The following is an 18,791-nucleotide window of genomic DNA, read 5'->3' as shown; positions in this document are numbered from 1 at the left end:
CCCCGACCCCGACGCCCACCCCCACGGTCACCCCGACGCCCACGCCGACCCCCACGGCCGGGACGCTCGCCTGCCGGGTGACGTACCGGGTGACCAGCCAGTGGCAGGGCGGCTTCAACGGTGAGGTGACCATCGGCCTGACCAGCGGGTCGGTGACCAACTGGACGCTGAACTTCACCTGGCCGGGATCGCAGCGCATCAGCAACGCCTGGAACGCCCGGGTCACCCAGTCCGGCACCCAGGTCACCGCGCTGGACGGCGGCTGGAACGCCCGCGTCGACGCGGGCGGTTCCGCGACCTTCGGGTTCTCGGCAAGCGGGACGAGCAGCCCGCCTGCCGCCTACACCTTCAACGGCGTGAACTGCGCCATCGGGTGACCGCCTGAGAGGGACGGCCACGGGCCGCGGCCGGGGCGGACTCCTTCCGCACCCCGTCCCGGCCGCCGGTCCGTGGCCACCGCCGTCCCGGAGCCGGAGTCACACCGAGTCAGGGCTGGAAGCGGTACCCCATGCCGGACTCGGTGAGCAGGTGGCGCGGCCGGGACGGGTCGGCCTCCAGCTTGCGGCGCAACTGGGCCATGTACTGCCGCAGGTAGTTGGTCTCCTTGACGTGGCCGGGGCCCCACACCTCGGTGAGCAGCCGACGCTGGCTGATCAGCTTGCCGGGGTTGCGCAGCAGGACGGCCAGCAGGTGCCACTCGGTGGGCGTCAGCTTGATGCCGTCCGAGACCGTCATGTTCACGAGATCCACCATGTGGTCGCCCACCGGGATCTCGGCCAGTTCGGACTCGTGGGCGACGGCCCGGCGGGTCACCGCGCGGATGCGGGCGAGCAGCTCGTCGATGCCGAAGGGCTTGGTGACGTAGTCGTCGGCCCCGGCGTCGAGGGCGTCCACCATGTCGGCGCTGCCCGCGCGGCCGGACAACACGATGATCGGGATCTTGGTCCAGCCGCGGAGGCCGTGGATGACCTCGACGCCGTCGATGTCGGGCAGACCGAGGTCCAGCACGACGAGGTCGGGATGCCAGCCGGCGGCCTGGCGGAGCGCGGTGCCCCCGTCGCGCGCCACCTCGACATCGTAGCGCCGCGCGACGAGGTTGACGCGGAGTGCGCGCAGCAACTGCGGCTCGTCGTCCACGACGAGGATCTTGGTCATGCCCCGCCCCATCTGAAGGCAATCGGCCGAGTGAGGATCATGGTCAAGCCGACTCCCCGCAGTCTGCACGCAACGATACTCAGGGAGAGGTGCTCCAGCGTGGAGGCGCCCCCGAAGACAATCGTGCCGACCGGGCGGAATGTGACATGAGCGCGGGCCTGCCGAGCAAAGCGTGACCGGCGACGGCCACGCAGACGAAGCCGAGCACCAGCCCCCAGCTCACGTCGGTGAGGTAGTGCATGCCCCGGTACAGCCGGGACACGCCCACGATCAGCGGGACGCCGAGGCCGATCGCCCACCACAGGACCTTCAGGATGGTGTGGCGGTGGGTGTGCAGGGCGAGCACCAGTGCGACGCCGCAGTAGAAGCCGACGGCGGCGCTGGTGTGCCCCGAGGGGAAGCTGGACGTCGGCGGGGCGGGGTCCAGGTGACGCACCTCGGGCCGCTGACGCTCCACGAACACCGTGGCCAGCAGGAAGACGAGGTTCTGCGACCAGACCGCCACCACCAGGAAGATCGACTCCCGCCAGCGGTGGAAGACCAGGCGGAACACGATCGCCGTGACGGCGGTCAGCGCGATGATCACCGGGGTGTCCGCCATCGTCGAGCCGATGTCGGTGAGGGTGTTCAGCAGCGGGGTGCGGTCCGCGGCCAGTTCCCTGCTGACGCCCTCCTCGCCGGCGATCGCCCAGTGCAGCGGCCGGGTGATCAGCCAGCCGAGGCCGAGCGTGACACCCGCCAGCAGCAGCAGGGGTAACAGCAGCAGGCGTGCGGCCCACCCCGCCACCGTGGACCAGCGCCGGCCGTCGTTACCTGCCATCATTCGGTGTTCCTTTCAGGTCCGATCTCCGAGGCCGCCTCCGGCTCGACGCCCTCCAGGTGGGGCTCGACCGGGCGGCGCCCCATGTCCCTTCTCCAGGTCTCGAAGGCCGCCGTGGTGGCGATGACGACCGCCGCGCCGAGGATCACCCCCGCCACCACGTCGCTCACCCAGTGCACGCCGAGGGCCACCCGCGTGTAGGCGACACCTGCCACGATCACCCCGCCCGCGCACCACAGCAGGGCCCGCCCGCGGCGGCTGAGGAACGGGAGGATCAGCAGGATGAGCACGCCGGCGCCGAGGGCGGCGTTCAGCGCGTGGCCGGACGGGAACGACGCCCCGGGGGCCACCGCGACGGGGTCGGGCAGGTGGGGCCGTGCCCGGTCCACCAGCCACTTCATGCCGAGGCCGAGCAACCCGCCGACGGTGATCGTGGTCACCGCCCAGGCGGCCAGCCGGTACGCCTTGCGGTGCACCAGCCAGGCCGTGGACAGCACGACCAGCACCCGCCAGCTCTCCGGGGAGAACGCGTCGGTCCACAGGTCGAGCAGCGTCACCCAGGCCGGGTGCTCCAGGGCCCAGGCGTGCAGCGATTCCGCCACCGACCGGTCCAGCCTGCTCAACGGGGCGAAGGACGTCTCCACGAGCACCAGCAGCAGGGTGAACGGGACGGCGACGAGGAACGCCGCGGCCGACGCGAGGGCGAGCCGCGGCCCGAGCCGCGCACGGGGCCTCTTCTCCGTGCCGGACGGCGACGCGTGACTGAGCATGGGAGGGTGGCTACCCCGTTCGGCGCCATTCGAACAGGGGTGGAGCCGAGCGGGCTTCAGTGGACGTTCACCCGGCATTCACCGTCAGGGCTCAGCCCTCGGCGAGGACCTCGGCCACCACGCACGTGATGTTGTCGGGGCCACCGCCCTCGCGGGCCAGCTCGATGAGGCGTTCCGCGGCCTCGCCTAGGTCTCCGGCCGCGGTGAGGATGTCGTGCAGTTCCTTCGGGCCGACCACGCCGCTCAGGCCGTCGGAGCAGATCAAATAGCGGTCGCCCGCCTCGGCCTCGCGCAGCGACAGGTCGGGCTCCACCGAGCCGCTGCCGCCGAGCGCGCGCATCAGCAGGGAACGGCGGGGGTGCGCGGCCGCCTGCTCGGGGGTCATCTGCCCGTCGTCCACCAGGGACTGCACGAGGGTGTGGTCGCGGGTGATCTGGTACAGGTAGCCGCCGCGCAGCATGTACGCGCGCGAGTCCCCGATGTGCGCCAGCGCGATGCGGCCGCCGTCCCACAACATCGCGGTGAGCGTCGTGCCCATTCCTGCCAGCTTCGGGTCGCGCGCGGCCATATCCTTCAGGCGGTGGCCCGCGGCCGTGATCGCCGTCTCCAGCGACGCGAGGGGGTCGCCGCCCGGTGGATCGCTGTCGAGGGAGGACAGCGCGGCGATGACGGTGGCGCTCGCCACCTCGCCGTGGCTGTGCCCGCCCATCCCGTCGGCGACCGCCAGCAGCCGGGGGCCGGCGTACACCGCGTCCTCGTTGCGCTGGCGGCGCAGGCCGATGTCGGTGCGGGCCGCGTACCGCAGCGTCAGCGACACGTTGTTTGACATGTCCCTCAGTAAATCATTGGTTGAATCACTTCACAAGCACATGCCTTGTGGAATGTTTCGGCAACGTGGACTACGCTGGCCGGCAGGCGACCGCGGCGCCGAGGGAGTGCCATGGGACAGCAGGGAGACACGACGCCGATGGGACATGACGCCACGTTGAACGCGGGCGACATCGCCAGGCTGGCCGACGTCGGCCGGGCCGCGGTGAGCAACTGGCGGCGCCGCCACGACGACTTCCCGCGCCCGGTCGGCGGCACCGCCGCCAGCCCGCTGTTCTCCCTGCCCGAGGTCGAGGAATGGCTGCGCCGCAACGGCAAGTCGTACGAGATGTCGCCCGGCGACCGGGTGTGGCAGCGGCTGCGCGCCGCGGGGGACGACCTGCGGCTCGGCGAGCTGGTCGCCTGCGCCGGGGCCTACCTGCTGTACCTGCACCGCGACCCCGCCGGCGGTGAACACGCCGCCCGCGGCCCCGAGCCGCCGTCCCGTCCCGCCGCCGCCACCGCCGACCTGCCCGCCCCGGTCGCGTGGGACCTCGTCGACGCCCGGCTGTACCGCCTGCTCGCCGGCCTCGCCGCCGAGCAGGGCCCCCGCGCGGCCTTCGAGCTGCTGTGCGAGCGGTACGCCGAAGCCCACTCCCGCCGGCTCTCGGTGACCCGGCCCGAGATCGCGGCGCTGATGACCCGGCTCGCCGCACCCGAGGGAGGAACGGTCCTCGACCCGGCCTGCGGCGTCGGCACCCTGCTCCTCCCCCTGCTCGCCGGGGACGCGCCCGTCGAGGTCGTGGCGCAGGAGATCGGGGAAACGCCGGCGGTGCTCACCGCCGTCCGGCTGCTGCTGGCGGGGGCCGTCGCCCGGGTCGCCGCCGGGGACTCGCTGCGGCAGGACGCCTTCCCTGACCTGCGCGCCGACGCCGTCGTGTGCGACCCGCCGTTCAACGAGCGGTCCTGGGGTTACGAGGAGCTGACCGGCGACCCCCGCTGGGAGTACGGCCTGCCGCCACGCGGCGAGCCCGAGCTGGCGTGGGCGCAGCACTGCCTGGCGCACACGCGGCCCGGCGGGCTGGTGGCGATCCTGATGCCCGCCGCCGCGGCCGGCCGGCGGCCGGGCAGGCGCATCCGCGGCAACCTGCTGCGCGCGGGCGCCCTGCGCGCCGTCGTCACCCTGGCCGCGGGCGGCCCCGACCTGTGGCTGCTGCGCCGCCCCCGGCCCGGGGAGCGCCCGCCGTCCGCCGTGCTCCTGATGGACGCCTCCGAGGACCTCGCGGCGGTGGAGCCCGCGTGGCGGGCCTTCGGCGCCGACCCGGACGCGCCGCCGCCGGACGGCGCCCGCGCGGTGCGCATCATCGACCTGCTCGACGACGAGGTGGACCTCGCCCCGGCCCGCCACCTGCCGCGCCCCGGCGACGACCCGGCCCTCGGCTTCGCCGCGGCGCGCGAGCGTTTCCGCGAGGCCGCCGCCGCGCTGCCCGGCGCGGTGCCCGCCCTCACCGTGCCCGCCGAGACGCGGGACCTGCCGGGTGCCACCGTCGCCGAGCTGGCCAGGGCCGGTCTGGTCACCGTGCACCAGGGGCCGCCGCGGCTCGCCACCGACGGCGGGGAGGTGCCGGTGCTCACCGCGGCCGACCTGGCGCGTGGCGGCACGCCGACCGGCCGCACGCCGTACGACCCCGGGCTGATCGTGCTGGAGCCCGGCGACGTGGTCGCGGCCATCACCGGGGCGGACACCGCCGCCCGCGCCGTCACCGAGGGCGGCGCCGTGCTCGGCCCGCAGCTCCACTTGTACCGGGTGGACCACGAGCGCATGGACGCCGACTTCCTGGCCGGGTGCCTGCGCTTCGCCGGCACGGCCCGGCCCGCGCCCGGCGGCGCGAGCCGCGTGGACGCGCGGCGGCTGCGCGTCCCCCGGCTGTCCCTCGAGGAGCAGCGGGAGTACGGCAGGGCGTTCCGCGAGCTGCTCGCCCTGGAGGACCGGCTGCGCGAGACGGCCGCACTCGGGGAGAGCCTCGTGCGGCTAGGCTTTGACGGCCTGGCCTGCGGCCGTCTGCGGCCCCTCGCCTGACGGTGTATTTTTCCCCGTGGATCGGCAGGGAGGGGCCAATGGTCATCGGCGACCGCTATGTGCTGGACGACCTGCCCCTCGGCCAGGGCGGCATGGGTGCGGTCTACGCCGGCCACGACACCCACCTCGACCGCAGGGTCGCCGTCAAGTTCCTGCGCTTCCCCGGCGGGCACGACGAGGAGCTGTCCAAGCGGTTCATGCGCGAGGCCCGCATCCTCGCCCGCCTGGAGCACGCCGGGGCGCCGGTGCTGTACGACTTCGGCACCCACGAGCAGCGGCTGTTCCAGGTGATGCAGTTCATCGAGGGCGTCACCGTGGCCGACCTGGTGAGCGAGCACGGGCCGCTGCCGGTGCCGTGGGCCGCGGCCATCACCGCGCAGGCGTGCGCGGTGTTGTCGGCGGCGCACGCGTTGTCCATCTGCCACCGCGACCTCAAGCCGACCAACCTGATGCTCTGCCCGGACGGCAGCGTGAAGGTGCTCGACTTCGGGCTCGCCATGCTGCGTGAGGCGGACGTCGCGCAGTTCACCCGGGCCGGTCAGATCATCGGCACACCCGCCTACATGTCGCCCGAGCAGATCCAGCGCGGGCTGGCCGAGCCGCGCAGCGACCTGTACGCCCTCGGGTGCGTGCTGCACGAGATGCTGACCGGGCGGCGGCTGTTCTCCGGGCCCACCGAGTACGCCGTGTTCGAGAAGCAGGTCAAGGAGCGGCCCGAGCCGGTGCCCGGGCTGCCCGCCGAGCTGAACGCGCTGCTGTCCGGCCTGCTGGAGAAGGAACCCGGCGACCGCCCGGCCGACGCCGCCACGCTGTACGACCGGCTGCAGCCGTTCGCCGTGGACCTGCCGATGTTGCCCGGGTTCCTCACCCCGTCCTCGACGCCGAGCCCGGGGCGCATGTACGCGCGCATCGTGGGGCGCGTGCTGCCCTGATCAGCGGGTGCCCTCCGGGGTGCGGCGCAGCGTGCGGCCGGGCAGGGCGCCGGTGTGACGGCCCTCGTCGATGACCCGCACCCCGCCGACGATCACGTAAGGGACACCTTCGGGGGTGCGGCGCGGGTCGTCGTAGGTGGCGGTGTCGCCGACCGTGCCGGGGTCGAACAGCACCAGGTCGGCGTGGTACCCGGGGCGGATCAGGCCGCGGTCCGCCAGCTTGAGGCGCCGGGCGGCGCGGCCGGTCAGGTGGGCGACGCACTCCTCCAGGCCGAGCACGCCCTCCTCGCGCACGTAGTGGCCGAGGTAGCGGGGGAAGGTGCCCCACGACCGGGGGTGCGGCTTGGCGGCGGCGAGCAGGCCGTCGCTGCCGCCGGTGTGCGCCCGGTGCCGCATGATGGCGCGCACGTTCTCCTCGTTGCCGATGAACCACACGCTGGCCGTGCCGAGGCCGTCGTCGATGAGCTGCTCGCGGAACACCTCGAACGGGGGGCGCCCCTCGGCGGCGGCCAGCTCGGCGACGGTGCGGCCCACGCGCGCGGACAGCGCGGGCTCGCGGGTGCCGGAGATCCTGATGGTGTCCCAGGAGACCGGGACGCCGTGGCAGCCGTCCGAGCCCTCCTCCTCCAGCACGCGGCGGATCCGCTCGGCCGTCTCCGGGTCGCGCAGGCGTTCCAGGATGCGCTCGGGGCCGCCCTCGCAGGCCCAGCTCGGCAGCAGGGCGGACAGCATGGTGGCGGCGGGCAGGTACGGATAGGTGTCCAGCGTGATGTCGGCACCCTGGTCCAGGGCGGCGTCCAGCAGGGACAGCAGCTCCCCCGCCCTGCCGGAGTTCTCGGGGAAGTTCAGCGTGGCGTGTGCCAGGTGCAGAGGGCAGCCCGCGGCGGCGGCCACCTCGACCATCTCGGCGTACGCCTCCAGCGCGCCCCTGCCGTACGAGCGGTGGTGCGGGGAGTAGTAGCCGCCGTGATCGGCCACGATCCTGCACAGCTCCACCAGCTCGGCGGTGCCCGCGTACATGCCTGGGGTGTAGGTCAGGCCGCTTGACATGCCGACCGCGCCCTCGGCCATGCCCTGGGCGACCAGGGCCCGCATCGCGGCGAGCTCGTCCTCGGTGGGCTCGCGGGCCTCCCAGCCCATGGCCAGCATGCGGACCGAGCCCTGCGGGACGAGGTAGCAGGCGTTGATCGCCATGCCGCCGCGGTCCAGCCGGTCGAGGTACCCGGCGACCGAGCGCCAGTCCCAGTCGAAGCCCTCCGGGTCGCCGTTCCAGCCGGCGAGGTGCCGCCGGAGCTGGTCCAAGGTGGTGTCGTCCACGGGGGCGTACGACAGGCCGTCCTGGCCGAGCACCTCGCAGGTGACGCCCTGCGCCACCTTGGCCAGGTGCTCGGGCTCGGTGAGCAGGGCGAGGTCGGAGTGGGCGTGCATGTCGATGAAGCCGGGCGCGAGCACCAGCCCGCCGGCGTCGATGTGGCGCCCGCCGCCGGGCGCCGCTCCCGGCTCACGGGTGATCTCCGCGACGCGCCCGTCCGCCACGGTGACGTCCGCCCGGTACGCCGGCGCGCCCGTGCCGTCCACGACGGTGGCGCCCCGCACCACCAGACCGGCCGTCACACCCATCACTCCCCTTCCGTGGAAGATCCTCCCCCGCATCAAAACACGGCGACGCGTCCCCGGTCAGGTCCGGCGGGCGTCCCGTTTGCCGGGATCACTCGGGGTATGGGCCCAAGAGAACAGCGAATTCTCGGAGGAGGACGACGTGACGACCTTCGGATACTTCCTGTCCTGCGAGGAGCACGGGCCGAAGGAACTGGTACGGCAGGCCAAGCTGGCCGAGCGCGCCGGGTTCGAGGCCCTGTGGATCTCCGACCACTACCACCCGTGGCTGGACGAACAGGGGCAGAGCCCGTTCGTCTGGTCCGTGATCGGCGCCATCGCGGAAGCCACCTCGCTGCCGATCACCACCGCGGTGACCTGCCCGCTGGTCCGCGTGCACCCGGCGGTCGTCGCGCAGGCCGCCGCCACCAGCGCCGTGCTCACCGGCGGCCGGTTCCGGCTGGGCGTCGGCACCGGCGAGGCGCTCAACGAGCACATCATCGACACGCGCTGGCCCCCCACCGCCGAGCGGCTGGAGATGCTGGAGGAGGCGGTCGGGCTGATGCGCGAGCTGTGGTCCGGCAAGCTGGTCACCCACCGCGGCACGCACTACAAGGTGGACACCGCCCGGCTCTACACCCTGCCCGACGAGCCGCCGCCGGTGTACATGTCCGGCTTCGGGGAGAACTCGGTGAAGCTCGCCGGGCGCATCGCCGACGGGTACGTCACCACCGGACCGTCCGCCGAGCTGGTCGAGCTGTTCCACGCCTCCGGCGGGCAGGGCAAGCCGGTGCAGGGCGGCATCAAGGTCTGCTACGCCGAGGACGCCGCGCAGGCCCGCAAGACCGTGCACCGGCTGTGGCCCACGCAGGGCATCAAGGGGGAGGCGTCGCAGCTCCTGCCGCTGCCGCGCCACTTCGAGCAGCTCGCCGAGATGGTCACCGAGGAGGAGGCGACCGCCTCCACGCCGTGCGGCCCCGACCCCGACGTCCACGTCGAGGCGATCAAGCCGTACATCGACGCGGGGTTCGACGAGGTGTACATCAGCCAGATCGGCCATGAGCAGGACGCGTTCTTCGAGTTCTACTCCTCGACGGTGCTGCCGAGGCTCCGGTAACACCTGGTACCAGCGCGGAGTTTAGGTCGTCCCGTACGGGAAGCCCCCTCGCTCACACCTACGGGTTCTCGGTGAGGAGATCGGCGATGGTCGGAGGGGGTTTCTCACGCGGGGCGGGCCGGGCCGCGGTGGCACTGCTGGTCGCCGGAGCCGTCACGGCCTGTGGCGGCGTCGGGTCAGGCGGCGGTGGTGGCGGCGGGGCCACGGGTTCCGCGCTCACCACGATGGGGTTCGGGCTGCCGGACGAGATCGCGTCCGTGCGGGTGGACCGGTTCAAGAAGGCCCACCCGGAGATCCGGCTCACCGTCAACCAGGGGCAGTTCGACGAGCAGGCGTTCCTGTCGGCCGTCGCCGCGGGCGACCCGCCGGACGTCGTGTACATGCCCCGCGAACGGCTCGGCGGGTACGCGGCGCGCGGCGCCGTCCAGCCGCTGGAGGGCTGCGTCTCCACCGAGGGCATCGCGACCGGGGACTTCTACCCGGCCGCGCGGCAGCAGGTGACCTACGACGGCAAGTGGTACGGGGTGCCGGAGTTCTACAACTCCATCGTGCTGGTGGTGAACGACAAGGCGGCGAAGGACGCGGACGTCGATCCGAAGTCGATCGACACCTCCGACTGGGACAAGCTGGCCGCGCTGGCGGAGAAGATGAACAAGGTCTCCGGCGGGAAGGTCGAGCGGTACGGCTTCAACCCGAAGCTGCCGGAGTTCCTGCCGCTCTGGGCCAAGGCCAACGGCGCCGACATCCTCAGCCAGGACGGCCGCACCGCCCACCTGGACGACCCCGAGGTGGCCGAGGCGCTCGGCTACGCCGCCGGGCTGATCGACGCGCAGGGCGGGTGGAGCCGCCTGAAGGCGTTCACCGACACCTTCGACTACTTCGGCGCCGAGAACCCGTTCGTCAAGGACCAGATCGGGATGATGCTCACCGAGCAGTTCCTGGTCAGCGCGATGGCGGGCACGACGCCGGACGTGAAGATCACCGTGCTGCCGTTCAAGGACCGGCAGGGACGGCCGGTGAACATGATCGGCGGCAACGCCTGGGTCATCCCCGCCGGGGCGAAGAACCCCGCCGCGGCCTGCAAGTGGATCAAGATGATGACCGAGGCGGACGCCTGGATCGCCGCGGCGCGGGCCCGGCAGGACAAGCGGGCCGCCGAGGGCAAGGTCAACATCGGCACCTACACCGGGAACGCCCGCGCCGACCAGGTGATCTTCACCCAGATCGTCAAGCCGAGCGGCCACGCGGCGTTCGACGACGCCGTCGCCACCATCCGCTCGGTGCAGGACGCCGGTTTCGTGGTCCCGCAGTCCGGCGCGGCGGCCGAGTTCACCCGCGTCTGGCAGGACGCCGCGACCCGCGTCCTGCAGAAGAGCCAGAAGCCGGGCGACACGTTGCGGCAGGCCCAGGGCGAGGCCCAGCGCGCCCTCGACGACGCGGGCAACTGATGACCACCGCGGAGGACACCCGCCGCGGCGCCGGGCACCGCCCGGGACGCGACCCGGCGCCGGCGGGCCGGCGGGCCTGGCGCGGGGAGACCCGGTGGGCGTACGTCTTCCTGTTGCCGTGGCTGATCGGGCTGCTGGTGTTCCAGCTCGGCCCCATGGTGGCCAGCCTGGTGTTGTCGTTCACCAGCTACGACCTGATCGGCGGTGCCCGGTTCGAGGGGCTCGGCAACTACCGGCGGATGCTGGAGGACCCCAAGGTCGCCCGGGCCGTCGGCAACACCGTGCTGTACACCGTGCTGCACGTGCCGCTTGCCGCCGTGCTGGCACTCGGGCTGGCGCTGCTGCTCAACCGGGTGACCGGGCGGGCCGCCGGGGCGTTCCGCACGATCTTCTACCTGCCGTCGATGACGCCGTACGTCGCGGTCGGCGTGCTGTTCCTGTTCCTGCTCAACGGCCAGGCCGGGGTGATCAACAGTTTCCTGGCGCTGTTCGGCGTCTCGGGCCCGCAGTGGACCACCGACCCCGACTGGATTCTGGCGGGCATCGTGCTGATGTCCTTGTGGAACCTCGGCTCCACGACGGTCATCCTGTTCGCCGCCCTGCGCAACGTGCCGCGCGAGCTCACCGAGGCCGCGCTGATCGACGGCGCCGGGCCGTGGCAGCGGTTCCGGTCGGTCACCCTGCCCATGATCAGCTCAGCCGTGTTCTTCGTGGTGATCGTGAACACCATCGCCGCGCTGCAGATGTTCGACCAGGTCTACACGATGTTCTTCGGCAGCCAGTCCGCCCAGCAGACCTCCGGCGACGCCGCCCTGTTCTACGTCGTGTACCTGTTCCAGCAGGCGTTCCAGTACCTCCACATGGGCTACGCCTCGGCCCTGGCCTGGGTGTTGTTCCTGGTCATCGCCGTGATCACCCTGATCCAGGTCCGTGTGGGACGCCGGTTCGTGTACTACGAGGCCGAGGAGCACCCCGGATGACCACCCTCGACCGGCCCCGCGGCCCCGCGGAGGCGACACGTCCCGCCGACGGCGTGGGGCGGGGCACCCGCCGGGTGCTCTTCCTCACCCTGCTTGCCGCCGCCTCGGTGATCTTCCTGTACCCGTTCGTGTGGCTGGTCGTCGCCTCACTCAAACCCCGGGACCGCACGTTCGCCGACCCGTTCCTGCCCTGGCCGGCGCCGTTCGCGCCCGGCAACTACGCGGCGGTGTGGGACGCGGCGCCCGTGCTGACGTGGCTGGTGAACTCGGTGGTGGTCGGGGTCGCCGCCGCGCTCGCCGTCACGCTCTCCAGCGCCTTCGTGGCCTTCGGCTTCGCCTACTTCCGCTTCCCCGGTCGCGGCGTGCTGTTCGGCAGCGTGCTGGCCACCATGATGCTGCCCGCCGCCGTCACCCTGGTGCCGACGTACCTCATCTGGAACTCGGCGGGGCTCACCGGCACGCAGGTGCCATTGTGGGCGGGCAATCTGTTCGGCTCCGCGTTCTACATCTTCCTGCTCCGGCAGTTCCTGCTCGGTTTGCCCCGCTATGTCTTCGAGGCCGCCCGGGTGGACGGTGCGACGTACCTCGACCTGTTCTGGCGGATCGCCCTTCCTCTTGCGCGCCCCGCACTGATCATCGCCTTCATCTTCGAGCTGAAGGCGAGCTGGTTCGATTTGATGAAGCCTCTCATCTACCTGCGCGACCCCGCCCTGTTCACCCTGCCGCGCGGCCTGAAGGCCATCGTCGACCAGTTCTACCAGGGCGGGGACCCGAAATGGGAGATCGTGCTCGCCGCGGCCGTCATCACGACCCTCCCCTTGATCCTCGTCTTCTTCCTGGGGCAGCGCCATTTCGTGCAGGGCATCGCGACCACCGGCCGCCGCGGCTGACCTGTCCCTCAACTTTTCTCTAGAATATTAGTCAAGTAAAGCGGACATGACAGGACATTGCATACCGAAGTAATCTCAATCCCAGCTCCTTGGCGCCACGCAACTCCAAAACACTCCGAGACCCGTATATGCTTTTCCCAGAACAATCCAGCCACCGGCCAAAACACCTGGATTTCAAAAGCTCTCCGGCCTTCATGGCCCACCCGCCCGCAAGCGGAAAGCCATCCAGGCCGGAGACAGGCGTGTGCGCTCGGCGGTGGTGCGGACCGCCGACGCACACGCCCCATCTCTCCCCGCCCAGGTCTGGGCGTGCCCGGCGGCGAGCCCGCTCCAGGGAGCGGCCGGCGACCACCTCGTCCAGAGTGCCGAGCAGTAGGGACATCCCCGGGCGGGGCGCTCCACGGGGCACGACACATCCGGCGGCTCCCCGAGGACGAACTCACCCGCATCGGCACGACCCCGCGCACGGCCTTCCCCCGGCGTCCGGCGTCACGAGCCGTCCACCCCCGACCGCCTTCGTCGCGCGGCTGGACGCACCACGACGAGAGCACCGCTCTTGACGCGGTGCACCTATCCGGTGTTAGCTGCTCTCCCAGGAGAGCAGTGCTCACATCGGAGGAGACACCATGCCCGTCACCCGTCCCGGCGCCGCCGCGCTGGCCGCCGGAGGCGTCCTGTTCCTGCTGTACCAGACGGTCCGCCCCTACACCGGCGAGACCGGCATGCAGGGGGCCGCCACCATGGCCTCCTCCGCCTGGGTGGCCTCGCACACCATGGCCATGGCGGCGTTCGTCCTCGTCACCCTGGGCCTGGCCGCCGCGCACACCGTCCTGCGCACCCGGACGTCGGCGACGGCGGCCGTCCTCACCGGTGTGGGCGCGGGCCTGGTCCTCCCCTACTACGGCGGCGAGACCTTCGGCCTGTACACCATCGCCACCCGCGCCCTGCGGACCGGCGACCCGGCCCTCATGACCATGGTCGACGACTTCCGCTACGGCCCGGTGGCGGCCACCATGTTCGGTGCCGGCCTGACGCTCCTCGGCGCCGGCGCGGTCCTGGCCGCGATCGCCGCCCGGCGTTCCGGCGCCCTGCCCGCCTGGCCCTTCGCCGTGCTGGCCGCGGCGTCCGTCCTGCTCATCCCCCAGTTCTACGGCCCGGCAGCGGTACGGATCACCCACGGCCTCGTGTTCGCCCTGGGCGCCGTCCTGTCGGCCTGGTACCTGGCGCGACGCCCGGCCGCGGCTCAGGTCAGCGCGCTGGGCATGACCGCGTAGGCGCGGTAGTCGGCGGAGCCGGGGCCGGCCGCGCGGTTCGCCGGAGCCGACCGCGCCTGCTCGGCCAACTACCTGATCGGCGACACCACCGGCTTCGCCCGCGCCCTGGAGACCACCCCCACCGACGGCCCGGCGAAGGCCGGCGAGCCCGCCCCCGCGTCGGGCGTGCTCACCCATGTCATGGAGGTGGACCGCAGCCTCATGCACCTGACCTGCGGCCCTCCGTGCACGGCACCGTGGGAGACGATCAAGCTGTAGGTCACTCCCCGATGGGGCACGGGAACACCGCGGGAGGTGTGCCCCAGGTGGTGCGGGTGACCCCGTCCGCCAAGGGCCCGCAGGCCAGCCGGACCATCGGTCGCCCTCCCGGCAGGATCTCCGCGATGTAGACGGCCTTGTCCGGCGGGTACTTGTGCCCGCGATCCAGCGTCAGGGCGCCGGTGGCCCCGCCGAATTTGTCGATCACTCCGGGGGCGGCGAGCTGCGCGTAGACCTCGTTGGGGCCGAAACGTCCGTTGCTGTCCATCGAGACGGCGTCTGACACCGCCTTGGAGACCACCGAGAAAGCGTCGTAACCGCCCGCGGCCTCCGGATGCGGCATCGTACGGAACACGTTCTGATGCTCCTGCACGAACTTGCTGTGGTTGCCCTGGCCGGTCACGGAGGGAACAGGCTCGTTGAAGAGCGTGAAGAACAGCCGCACGACGGAATAGCGGTCCATCGTCTCGTAGTCTTCGAGGACGCGTGTGGAGGTGCTCTCCGACAGGACCGGCACGGGTGTGCCCCGCAGGCATTGATTCTCGATCTGCATGTTGTCGAAGAGATCGGTCATGGCCGCCGAACGGGCCGCGTAGACCACGAACCCGTCGTACCGCCTGGCCTGCTCGCAGACCCGCTTGGCGATGTCGGAGGTCCTGGCACCCACCTTCACCGCCTCGCGGTACTCCACCAACTCCACGCGCCCGGCGTGGTAACGCTTCTGGAACTTCTCCTTGAGGTCGGCGCTGAAGAACGTGTCGTCGGGGTCGTAGAGCACGATCGCCGTACGGCCGCCACCGCGCGGGTCGGGGCGGGTCAGGGCGCGCAGGTCGGGCGACTTCGCGGCGAACGCGGCCATCACGTCGGCGATGCGGCCGTTCGGCGGGGTCACCTGGAAATAGCGCGCAGGTGCGTCGTTGTCCGACATCTTGCTGCCGACCACCCCGATGCCCACCACGGGGATCTCGGCGTCGCTGAGCGCCTTCGCCGCGTCCAGCGACTCCGGCCTGCTCTGGGTGAGGCCGATGACCGCGGCCAGGCCGTGCTCGTCAGCCTGCTCGATGACCTGCCGGGTGACGTCCGCCCCGTGCCTGAAGAACTCCCCGGTGTTGGCGATCAGCAGGCGGAGTCGCATCCGGTGCGCGCCCTCCTGTCCGACGTCGCTGTTCACCGTCGCCTGCGCGGTCACCGCCCCCTTGAGCGTCGCGAACCCGTTGGGCTTGCTCTTGCCGGAACCCTGCCGCAAGCTGAGCGGCGCCAGGAACACCACGGTGCGGTGCGGCTTGTCGTCGATCTCGGCGTTCTGCGTGTCGACCAGCCGCCACAGGGCGCGCAACTCGTCGGCGGACGGGCCGGTGAGGCCCCGCAGGCACGATTCGTCATCGATGATCCCGATGGGCTCCCCGTTCACCATGACGCACGACGGGGTGCTGAACAGGCCGGAGAAGTGGAGTCCGGCCCAGGCCGGCAGCGCCAGCGCGAGCACCACCAGGGCCGGCAGCGCGAAGTAGTCCCTCTTCCTCGCGTGCCGCGCCGGGACCGCGCCGCGCCGCTCCAGCACCTGCCGGGCGATCCCGTCGTCGTCCTCCCCGGGCAGCGGCGCGACGTACACACCCTCAGGGGTGAGGTCGTCCGGCGCCCTGCGGTACAGGTCCCGTACTTGGTCGGCCAGGTCGGCCGTGGGGCCGCCAGGCAGGCGCACGGCGTAGGACGGCAGGTCGCCAGTGAGCGCCCCGAGCACCAGCAGTGGGCCGGAGACATTGGTGAGCGCCAGGTCGGCGTACAGGTCGAGGAAACGCCGCACGGGTGTTCCCGCGTCGCCGACCCCTCGGAGCAGCAGCACGAACGCCCAGCGCCGCCTCGGCCGGCGCCACCACACCAGCCGCGGCCGGGCCGCCCGGCGCAGGTCGTGCACCAGGGCGGCGAGCAGCATGCGCGCGGGCAGTTCGGCGTCGCGGTCGCGCGCGCGGCCGTTCTTCGCGACGTCGAGCGCGGTGCCGAGGTGGTCGTGGCCGGGGACCTGAAGCTGTCCCCCCGTCCAGCGCAGGCCCCACATACGCAGCCACACGCCGTACATCCAGCGGATCACGGGGCCGGTGACGTTCTGGACCGACCACTGCAACCAGCCCTGGTTGACGTTCCCGCCGCTCACCACGTCCCGCAGCGTGGGGATCCACGGCCTGCGCCGGCACAGGGCGGCGTACAGGGCGTCGCGCAGGCCGCGGAACAGGATGCCGCGGTCCTCCCCCGGGGTGGCGTCGAAAGCGAGGATGGCCTGGCAGGTCCGGTACCGCGGCAGCTTGAGCGGCCCGGCGCCCGTGGGCATGCGGTCCTGGAGGGTGGAGGCGACGTGCTCGATCAGCGCGGCCCGCGGCTCACGACCGGCCACGTCCGCGTCATCGATCATCACATGCGGCACCAGCCGGGCTTTCTTCCCCCGCGACGGGCCGATCAGCCGCCTGCCGTAGTATTCGATCAACTGGACCGCGCCTCCGGCCCGCTCGAACAACAGCACGGGCAGCCGCCGGTCGTGGCGGAACAGTCGCCGTCGCCGGACGGGCCGTGCGGCGACCACGGTATCGAGTTCTCCCACCAGGTGATGGAACCCCCGGGGCAGTGAAACGCCCGCTAAGCCGTCCGTCCCGGCGACGTTCTCTCCGAGCACTGCGCACCCCGCACCCTCATGGCCCCGCGGCCGGCCGATCTCCCACCCCGTTGTCGCCCCGATCACCAGGCCGGCGGCGCCCCTGCCCACCCAGGGCCCCGACTATATCCATCGATGCCACCATTTGTACGGCATGACCAGGAATTACTCACGGTGAGTATGCGCATGGTGGCTCTTATCAGGACACGCGCGGCGCCCGTCCTGTGAAGATTCTTTCCGGTCCGCCGGTAACAACGTGGAACCCCGGACCACTTCCCGGTGTTAGAAGAAAACGCCCGGGATGGAGGGGGTGGGCGGTGACGGACGAGGCGTACCGGTTCACCGGCATGTACGACGAGTGCCGCCAGCGGGTCTGGGCCTATGTGGTGAGCAGGGCCGGACGGCAGATCGCTGACGAGGTGGTGAGCGAGACGTTCGCGATCGCCTGGCGGCGGCTGGAGGACGTGCCGGAGCCGGCGTTGCCCTGGCTGCTCGGCACCGCCCGCAACGTGCTGCGCGACACCATCAGGTCCGAGGCGCGCCGGGAGGCGGTGCGGGCCGAGCTGCGGTCGTGGACCGAGGGGGACGTCGCCGACCAGGTGACCGAGCGGCTCGGGGTGCTGACCGCGCTGGCGGACCTGGCGGAGGAGGACAGGGAGATCCTGATCCTCGTCGCCTGGCAGGGGCTGTCGCCCCGTGACGCCGCACGTGTCGTCGGCTGCTCGGCCGCGGCCTTCCGCGTCCGGCTGCACCGGGCCCGCAAGCGGCTCGCGCAGCGCATGGAGACCGTCCCCCCCGCCCCGCCCCGGGTGCGCAACCTCAGTGAGGAGTGGTCATGAACCTCATGGACCGGCTGCGGGACGCCCGCCCGGCACATCTGGGCGACACCGCGATCGACGAGCGCACGAGGGCCGCCGAGCTGTCGTACGCCATGGCGCGGGGCCGTCAGGTCGCGGCGCGGCGCCGGTGGGCGCGGCCGGCGTGGGGCCTCGCCCTGACGGGGGCCGCCGCCGCGGTCACCGCGGTGGCCGTCACGGTGTCGAGCGGCACCGGAGGCGCGCCGGCGCCCACGCTGGCCGTCGCGACGCCGGGTTCCTCCGGTGCGCCGTCCGCCACCGAGATCGAGCTGTCGGCGTCCGCCGTCCTGCTGGCCGCGGCCGAGCGGGCCGACCGGCAGCCGGACACGATGAAGGCGTACTGGCACACGGCGACCGCCACCAGCCACCTGGTCAGGGTCAAGGGCGGCTACACGTTCATGGACCAGGGCCGCAGCGAGAGCTGGACGCCGTCCGCGGTGGGCGGACAGGCGTGGGGCCGCAGCCAGTCGCTCGGGGCGAAGCCCGCGACGCCGGAGGACGAGGCGGCCTGGCGGGCGGCGGGCGCGCCGAAGGAGCTGCGGGTCAAGGTCCCGGGCAAGAAGGGCGAGTTGCTCCTGCCGGTCGGTCCGGGGCGGGTACGCGTCGAGCACCACCCCTTGGTGAACGGCGACAAGGTGTTCTGGCTCGGGCGCAACGTCACCATGAAGGAGGTCCGCGGGCTGCCGTCCGACCCCGCCAAGCTCAAGGCGTGGCTGCTGCGCGCGTACGGCGGGCACGGCACCGAGAGCGCGAGCACCCCGATGTCGTCGGACGAGTGGCTGTTCACGGTGGCGTCCGGCCTGATCACCGACATGCCGGTCACCTCCAGGACCCGGGGGGCGGCGTTCCGGATGCTGGCCGGGCTGAAGAGCATCAAGGTGGTCCACGACGTCACCGACGCCGAGGGGCGCACCGGCACCGCGGTCACCATCGAGCAGGCGAGCCATGTGAGGGACGGCGGGACGCCCGACGGTGTGCTGGAGGCCCGGCTGATCTTCGACGAGGCGACCGGGCGGGCGCTCGGCACCGACAACGTCGTGGTGCGGCCCGGCGGGTACCAGGCCGATCTCGCGCCCGGCACCGTCTGGCACTCCACCAGCATCCTCGAGGCCGGCTGGACCGACAGCAAACCGTCGTCCTGACCCCTCCGCAACGGTCCCCGG

The 18,791-nt window shown here is 72.2% G+C and carries 17 protein-coding genes; 10 read left to right on the top strand and 7 right to left on the bottom strand.

Annotated features, from left to right (window positions below; all coding sequences use genetic code 11):
* Positions 1-377 (top strand): cellulose binding domain-containing protein (locus tag ABGB17_RS35990; RefSeq protein ID WP_347638307.1); only part of this gene is annotated, 377 nt, incomplete at its 5' end.
* Positions 378-486: 109 nt separating this feature from the next.
* Here ABGB17_RS35990 and ABGB17_RS35985 read toward each other — a convergent pair.
* The 4 genes from ABGB17_RS35985 to ABGB17_RS35970 form a co-directional block, all read right to left on the bottom strand.
* Positions 487-1,155 (bottom strand): response regulator, encoded by a 669-nt coding sequence (locus ABGB17_RS35985; protein ID WP_347638305.1) that lies wholly within the window; start codon positions 1,153-1,155, stop codon positions 487-489.
* A gap of 79 nt (positions 1,156-1,234) precedes the next feature.
* On the bottom strand, positions 1,235-1,978 hold the full coding sequence (locus ABGB17_RS35980) for a phosphatase PAP2 family protein (protein ID WP_347638303.1): 744 nt from the start codon (positions 1,976-1,978) through the stop codon (positions 1,235-1,237).
* Positions 1,975-2,745, bottom strand: a complete 771-nt coding sequence (locus ABGB17_RS35975; RefSeq protein WP_347638301.1) for a phosphatase PAP2 family protein — start codon at positions 2,743-2,745, stop codon at positions 1,975-1,977. The genes ABGB17_RS35980 and ABGB17_RS35975 overlap by 4 nt, the downstream gene beginning before the upstream one ends.
* Positions 2,746-2,836: 91 nt before the next feature.
* Positions 2,837-3,574 (bottom strand): PP2C family serine/threonine-protein phosphatase, encoded by a 738-nt coding sequence (locus ABGB17_RS35970; RefSeq protein ID WP_347638299.1) that lies wholly within the window; start codon positions 3,572-3,574, stop codon positions 2,837-2,839.
* A 111-nt stretch (positions 3,575-3,685) separates the two neighbouring features.
* Between ABGB17_RS35970 and ABGB17_RS35965 the strand changes: the two genes are divergently transcribed.
* On the top strand, positions 3,686-5,632 hold the full coding sequence (locus ABGB17_RS35965; RefSeq protein ID WP_347638297.1) for an N-6 DNA methylase: 1,947 nt from the start codon (positions 3,686-3,688) through the stop codon (positions 5,630-5,632).
* Between the two features lie 38 nt (positions 5,633-5,670).
* Entirely contained in the window at positions 5,671-6,564 is an 894-nt protein-coding gene (locus ABGB17_RS35960; protein WP_347638295.1) for a serine/threonine-protein kinase, read from the top strand.
* On the opposite strand, the gene ABGB17_RS35955 is transcribed toward ABGB17_RS35960, so the two are convergent.
* Complete coding sequence (locus tag ABGB17_RS35955; protein WP_347638293.1) at positions 6,565-8,178, bottom strand: D-aminoacylase; 1,614 nt, start codon at positions 8,176-8,178, stop codon at positions 6,565-6,567.
* Between the two features lie 145 nt (positions 8,179-8,323).
* On the opposite strand from ABGB17_RS35955, the gene ABGB17_RS35950 reads away from it, so the two are divergent.
* From ABGB17_RS35950 to ABGB17_RS35930, 5 genes are all read left to right on the top strand, one after another.
* Positions 8,324-9,277, top strand: a complete 954-nt coding sequence (locus tag ABGB17_RS35950; protein WP_347638291.1) for an LLM class F420-dependent oxidoreductase — start codon at positions 8,324-8,326, stop codon at positions 9,275-9,277.
* Positions 9,278-9,363: 86 nt separating this feature from the next.
* Complete coding sequence (locus ABGB17_RS35945) at positions 9,364-10,725, top strand: extracellular solute-binding protein (protein WP_347638289.1); 1,362 nt, start codon at positions 9,364-9,366, stop codon at positions 10,723-10,725.
* On the top strand, positions 10,725-11,705 hold the full coding sequence (locus ABGB17_RS35940; RefSeq protein WP_347638287.1) for a sugar ABC transporter permease: 981 nt from the start codon (positions 10,725-10,727) through the stop codon (positions 11,703-11,705). Before ABGB17_RS35945 ends, ABGB17_RS35940 begins: the two co-directional genes overlap by 1 nt.
* The gene (locus tag ABGB17_RS35935) at positions 11,702-12,595 is read left to right on the top strand and encodes a carbohydrate ABC transporter permease (RefSeq protein ID WP_347638285.1); all 894 of its coding nucleotides are present in this window, start codon (positions 11,702-11,704) and stop codon (positions 12,593-12,595) included. Before ABGB17_RS35940 ends, ABGB17_RS35935 begins: the two co-directional genes overlap by 4 nt.
* 626 nt (positions 12,596-13,221) lie before the next feature.
* Complete coding sequence (locus ABGB17_RS35930; RefSeq protein WP_347638283.1) at positions 13,222-13,869, top strand: hypothetical protein; 648 nt, start codon at positions 13,222-13,224, stop codon at positions 13,867-13,869.
* A 68-nt stretch (positions 13,870-13,937) separates the two neighbouring features.
* Here the strand turns inward: ABGB17_RS35930 and ABGB17_RS35925 are convergent, their stop codons facing one another.
* Both ABGB17_RS35925 and ABGB17_RS35920 read right to left on the bottom strand, forming a co-directional pair.
* On the bottom strand, positions 13,938-14,072 hold the full coding sequence (locus ABGB17_RS35925; protein WP_347638281.1) for a hypothetical protein: 135 nt from the start codon (positions 14,070-14,072) through the stop codon (positions 13,938-13,940).
* Between the two features lie 56 nt (positions 14,073-14,128).
* A complete protein-coding gene (locus ABGB17_RS35920) occupies positions 14,129-16,720 on the bottom strand; it encodes a hypothetical protein (protein ID WP_347638279.1) in 2,592 nt (863 codons plus the stop codon).
* 368 nt (positions 16,721-17,088) lie between these two features.
* Between ABGB17_RS35920 and ABGB17_RS35915 the strand changes: the two genes are divergently transcribed.
* Entirely contained in the window at positions 17,089-17,610 is a 522-nt protein-coding gene (locus ABGB17_RS35915; protein ID WP_347638277.1) for a sigma-70 family RNA polymerase sigma factor, read from the top strand.
* Positions 17,607-18,770 carry a CU044_5270 family protein gene (locus ABGB17_RS35910; RefSeq protein WP_347638275.1) on the top strand — a complete coding sequence of 388 codons (1,164 nt, stop codon included), beginning with the start codon at positions 17,607-17,609 and terminating at the stop codon, positions 18,768-18,770. The genes ABGB17_RS35915 and ABGB17_RS35910 overlap by 4 nt, the downstream gene beginning before the upstream one ends.
* The last annotated feature ends 21 nt before the right edge of the window (positions 18,771-18,791 follow it).

The sequence above is a fragment of the Sphaerisporangium sp. B11E5 genome (genome assembly GCF_039871875.1).
GTDB lineage: Bacteria > Actinomycetota > Actinomycetes > Streptosporangiales > Streptosporangiaceae > Sphaerisporangium.
Note: the sequence above shows the minus strand (reverse complement) of the source record. Positions and strands in the feature narration are given on the sequence as shown.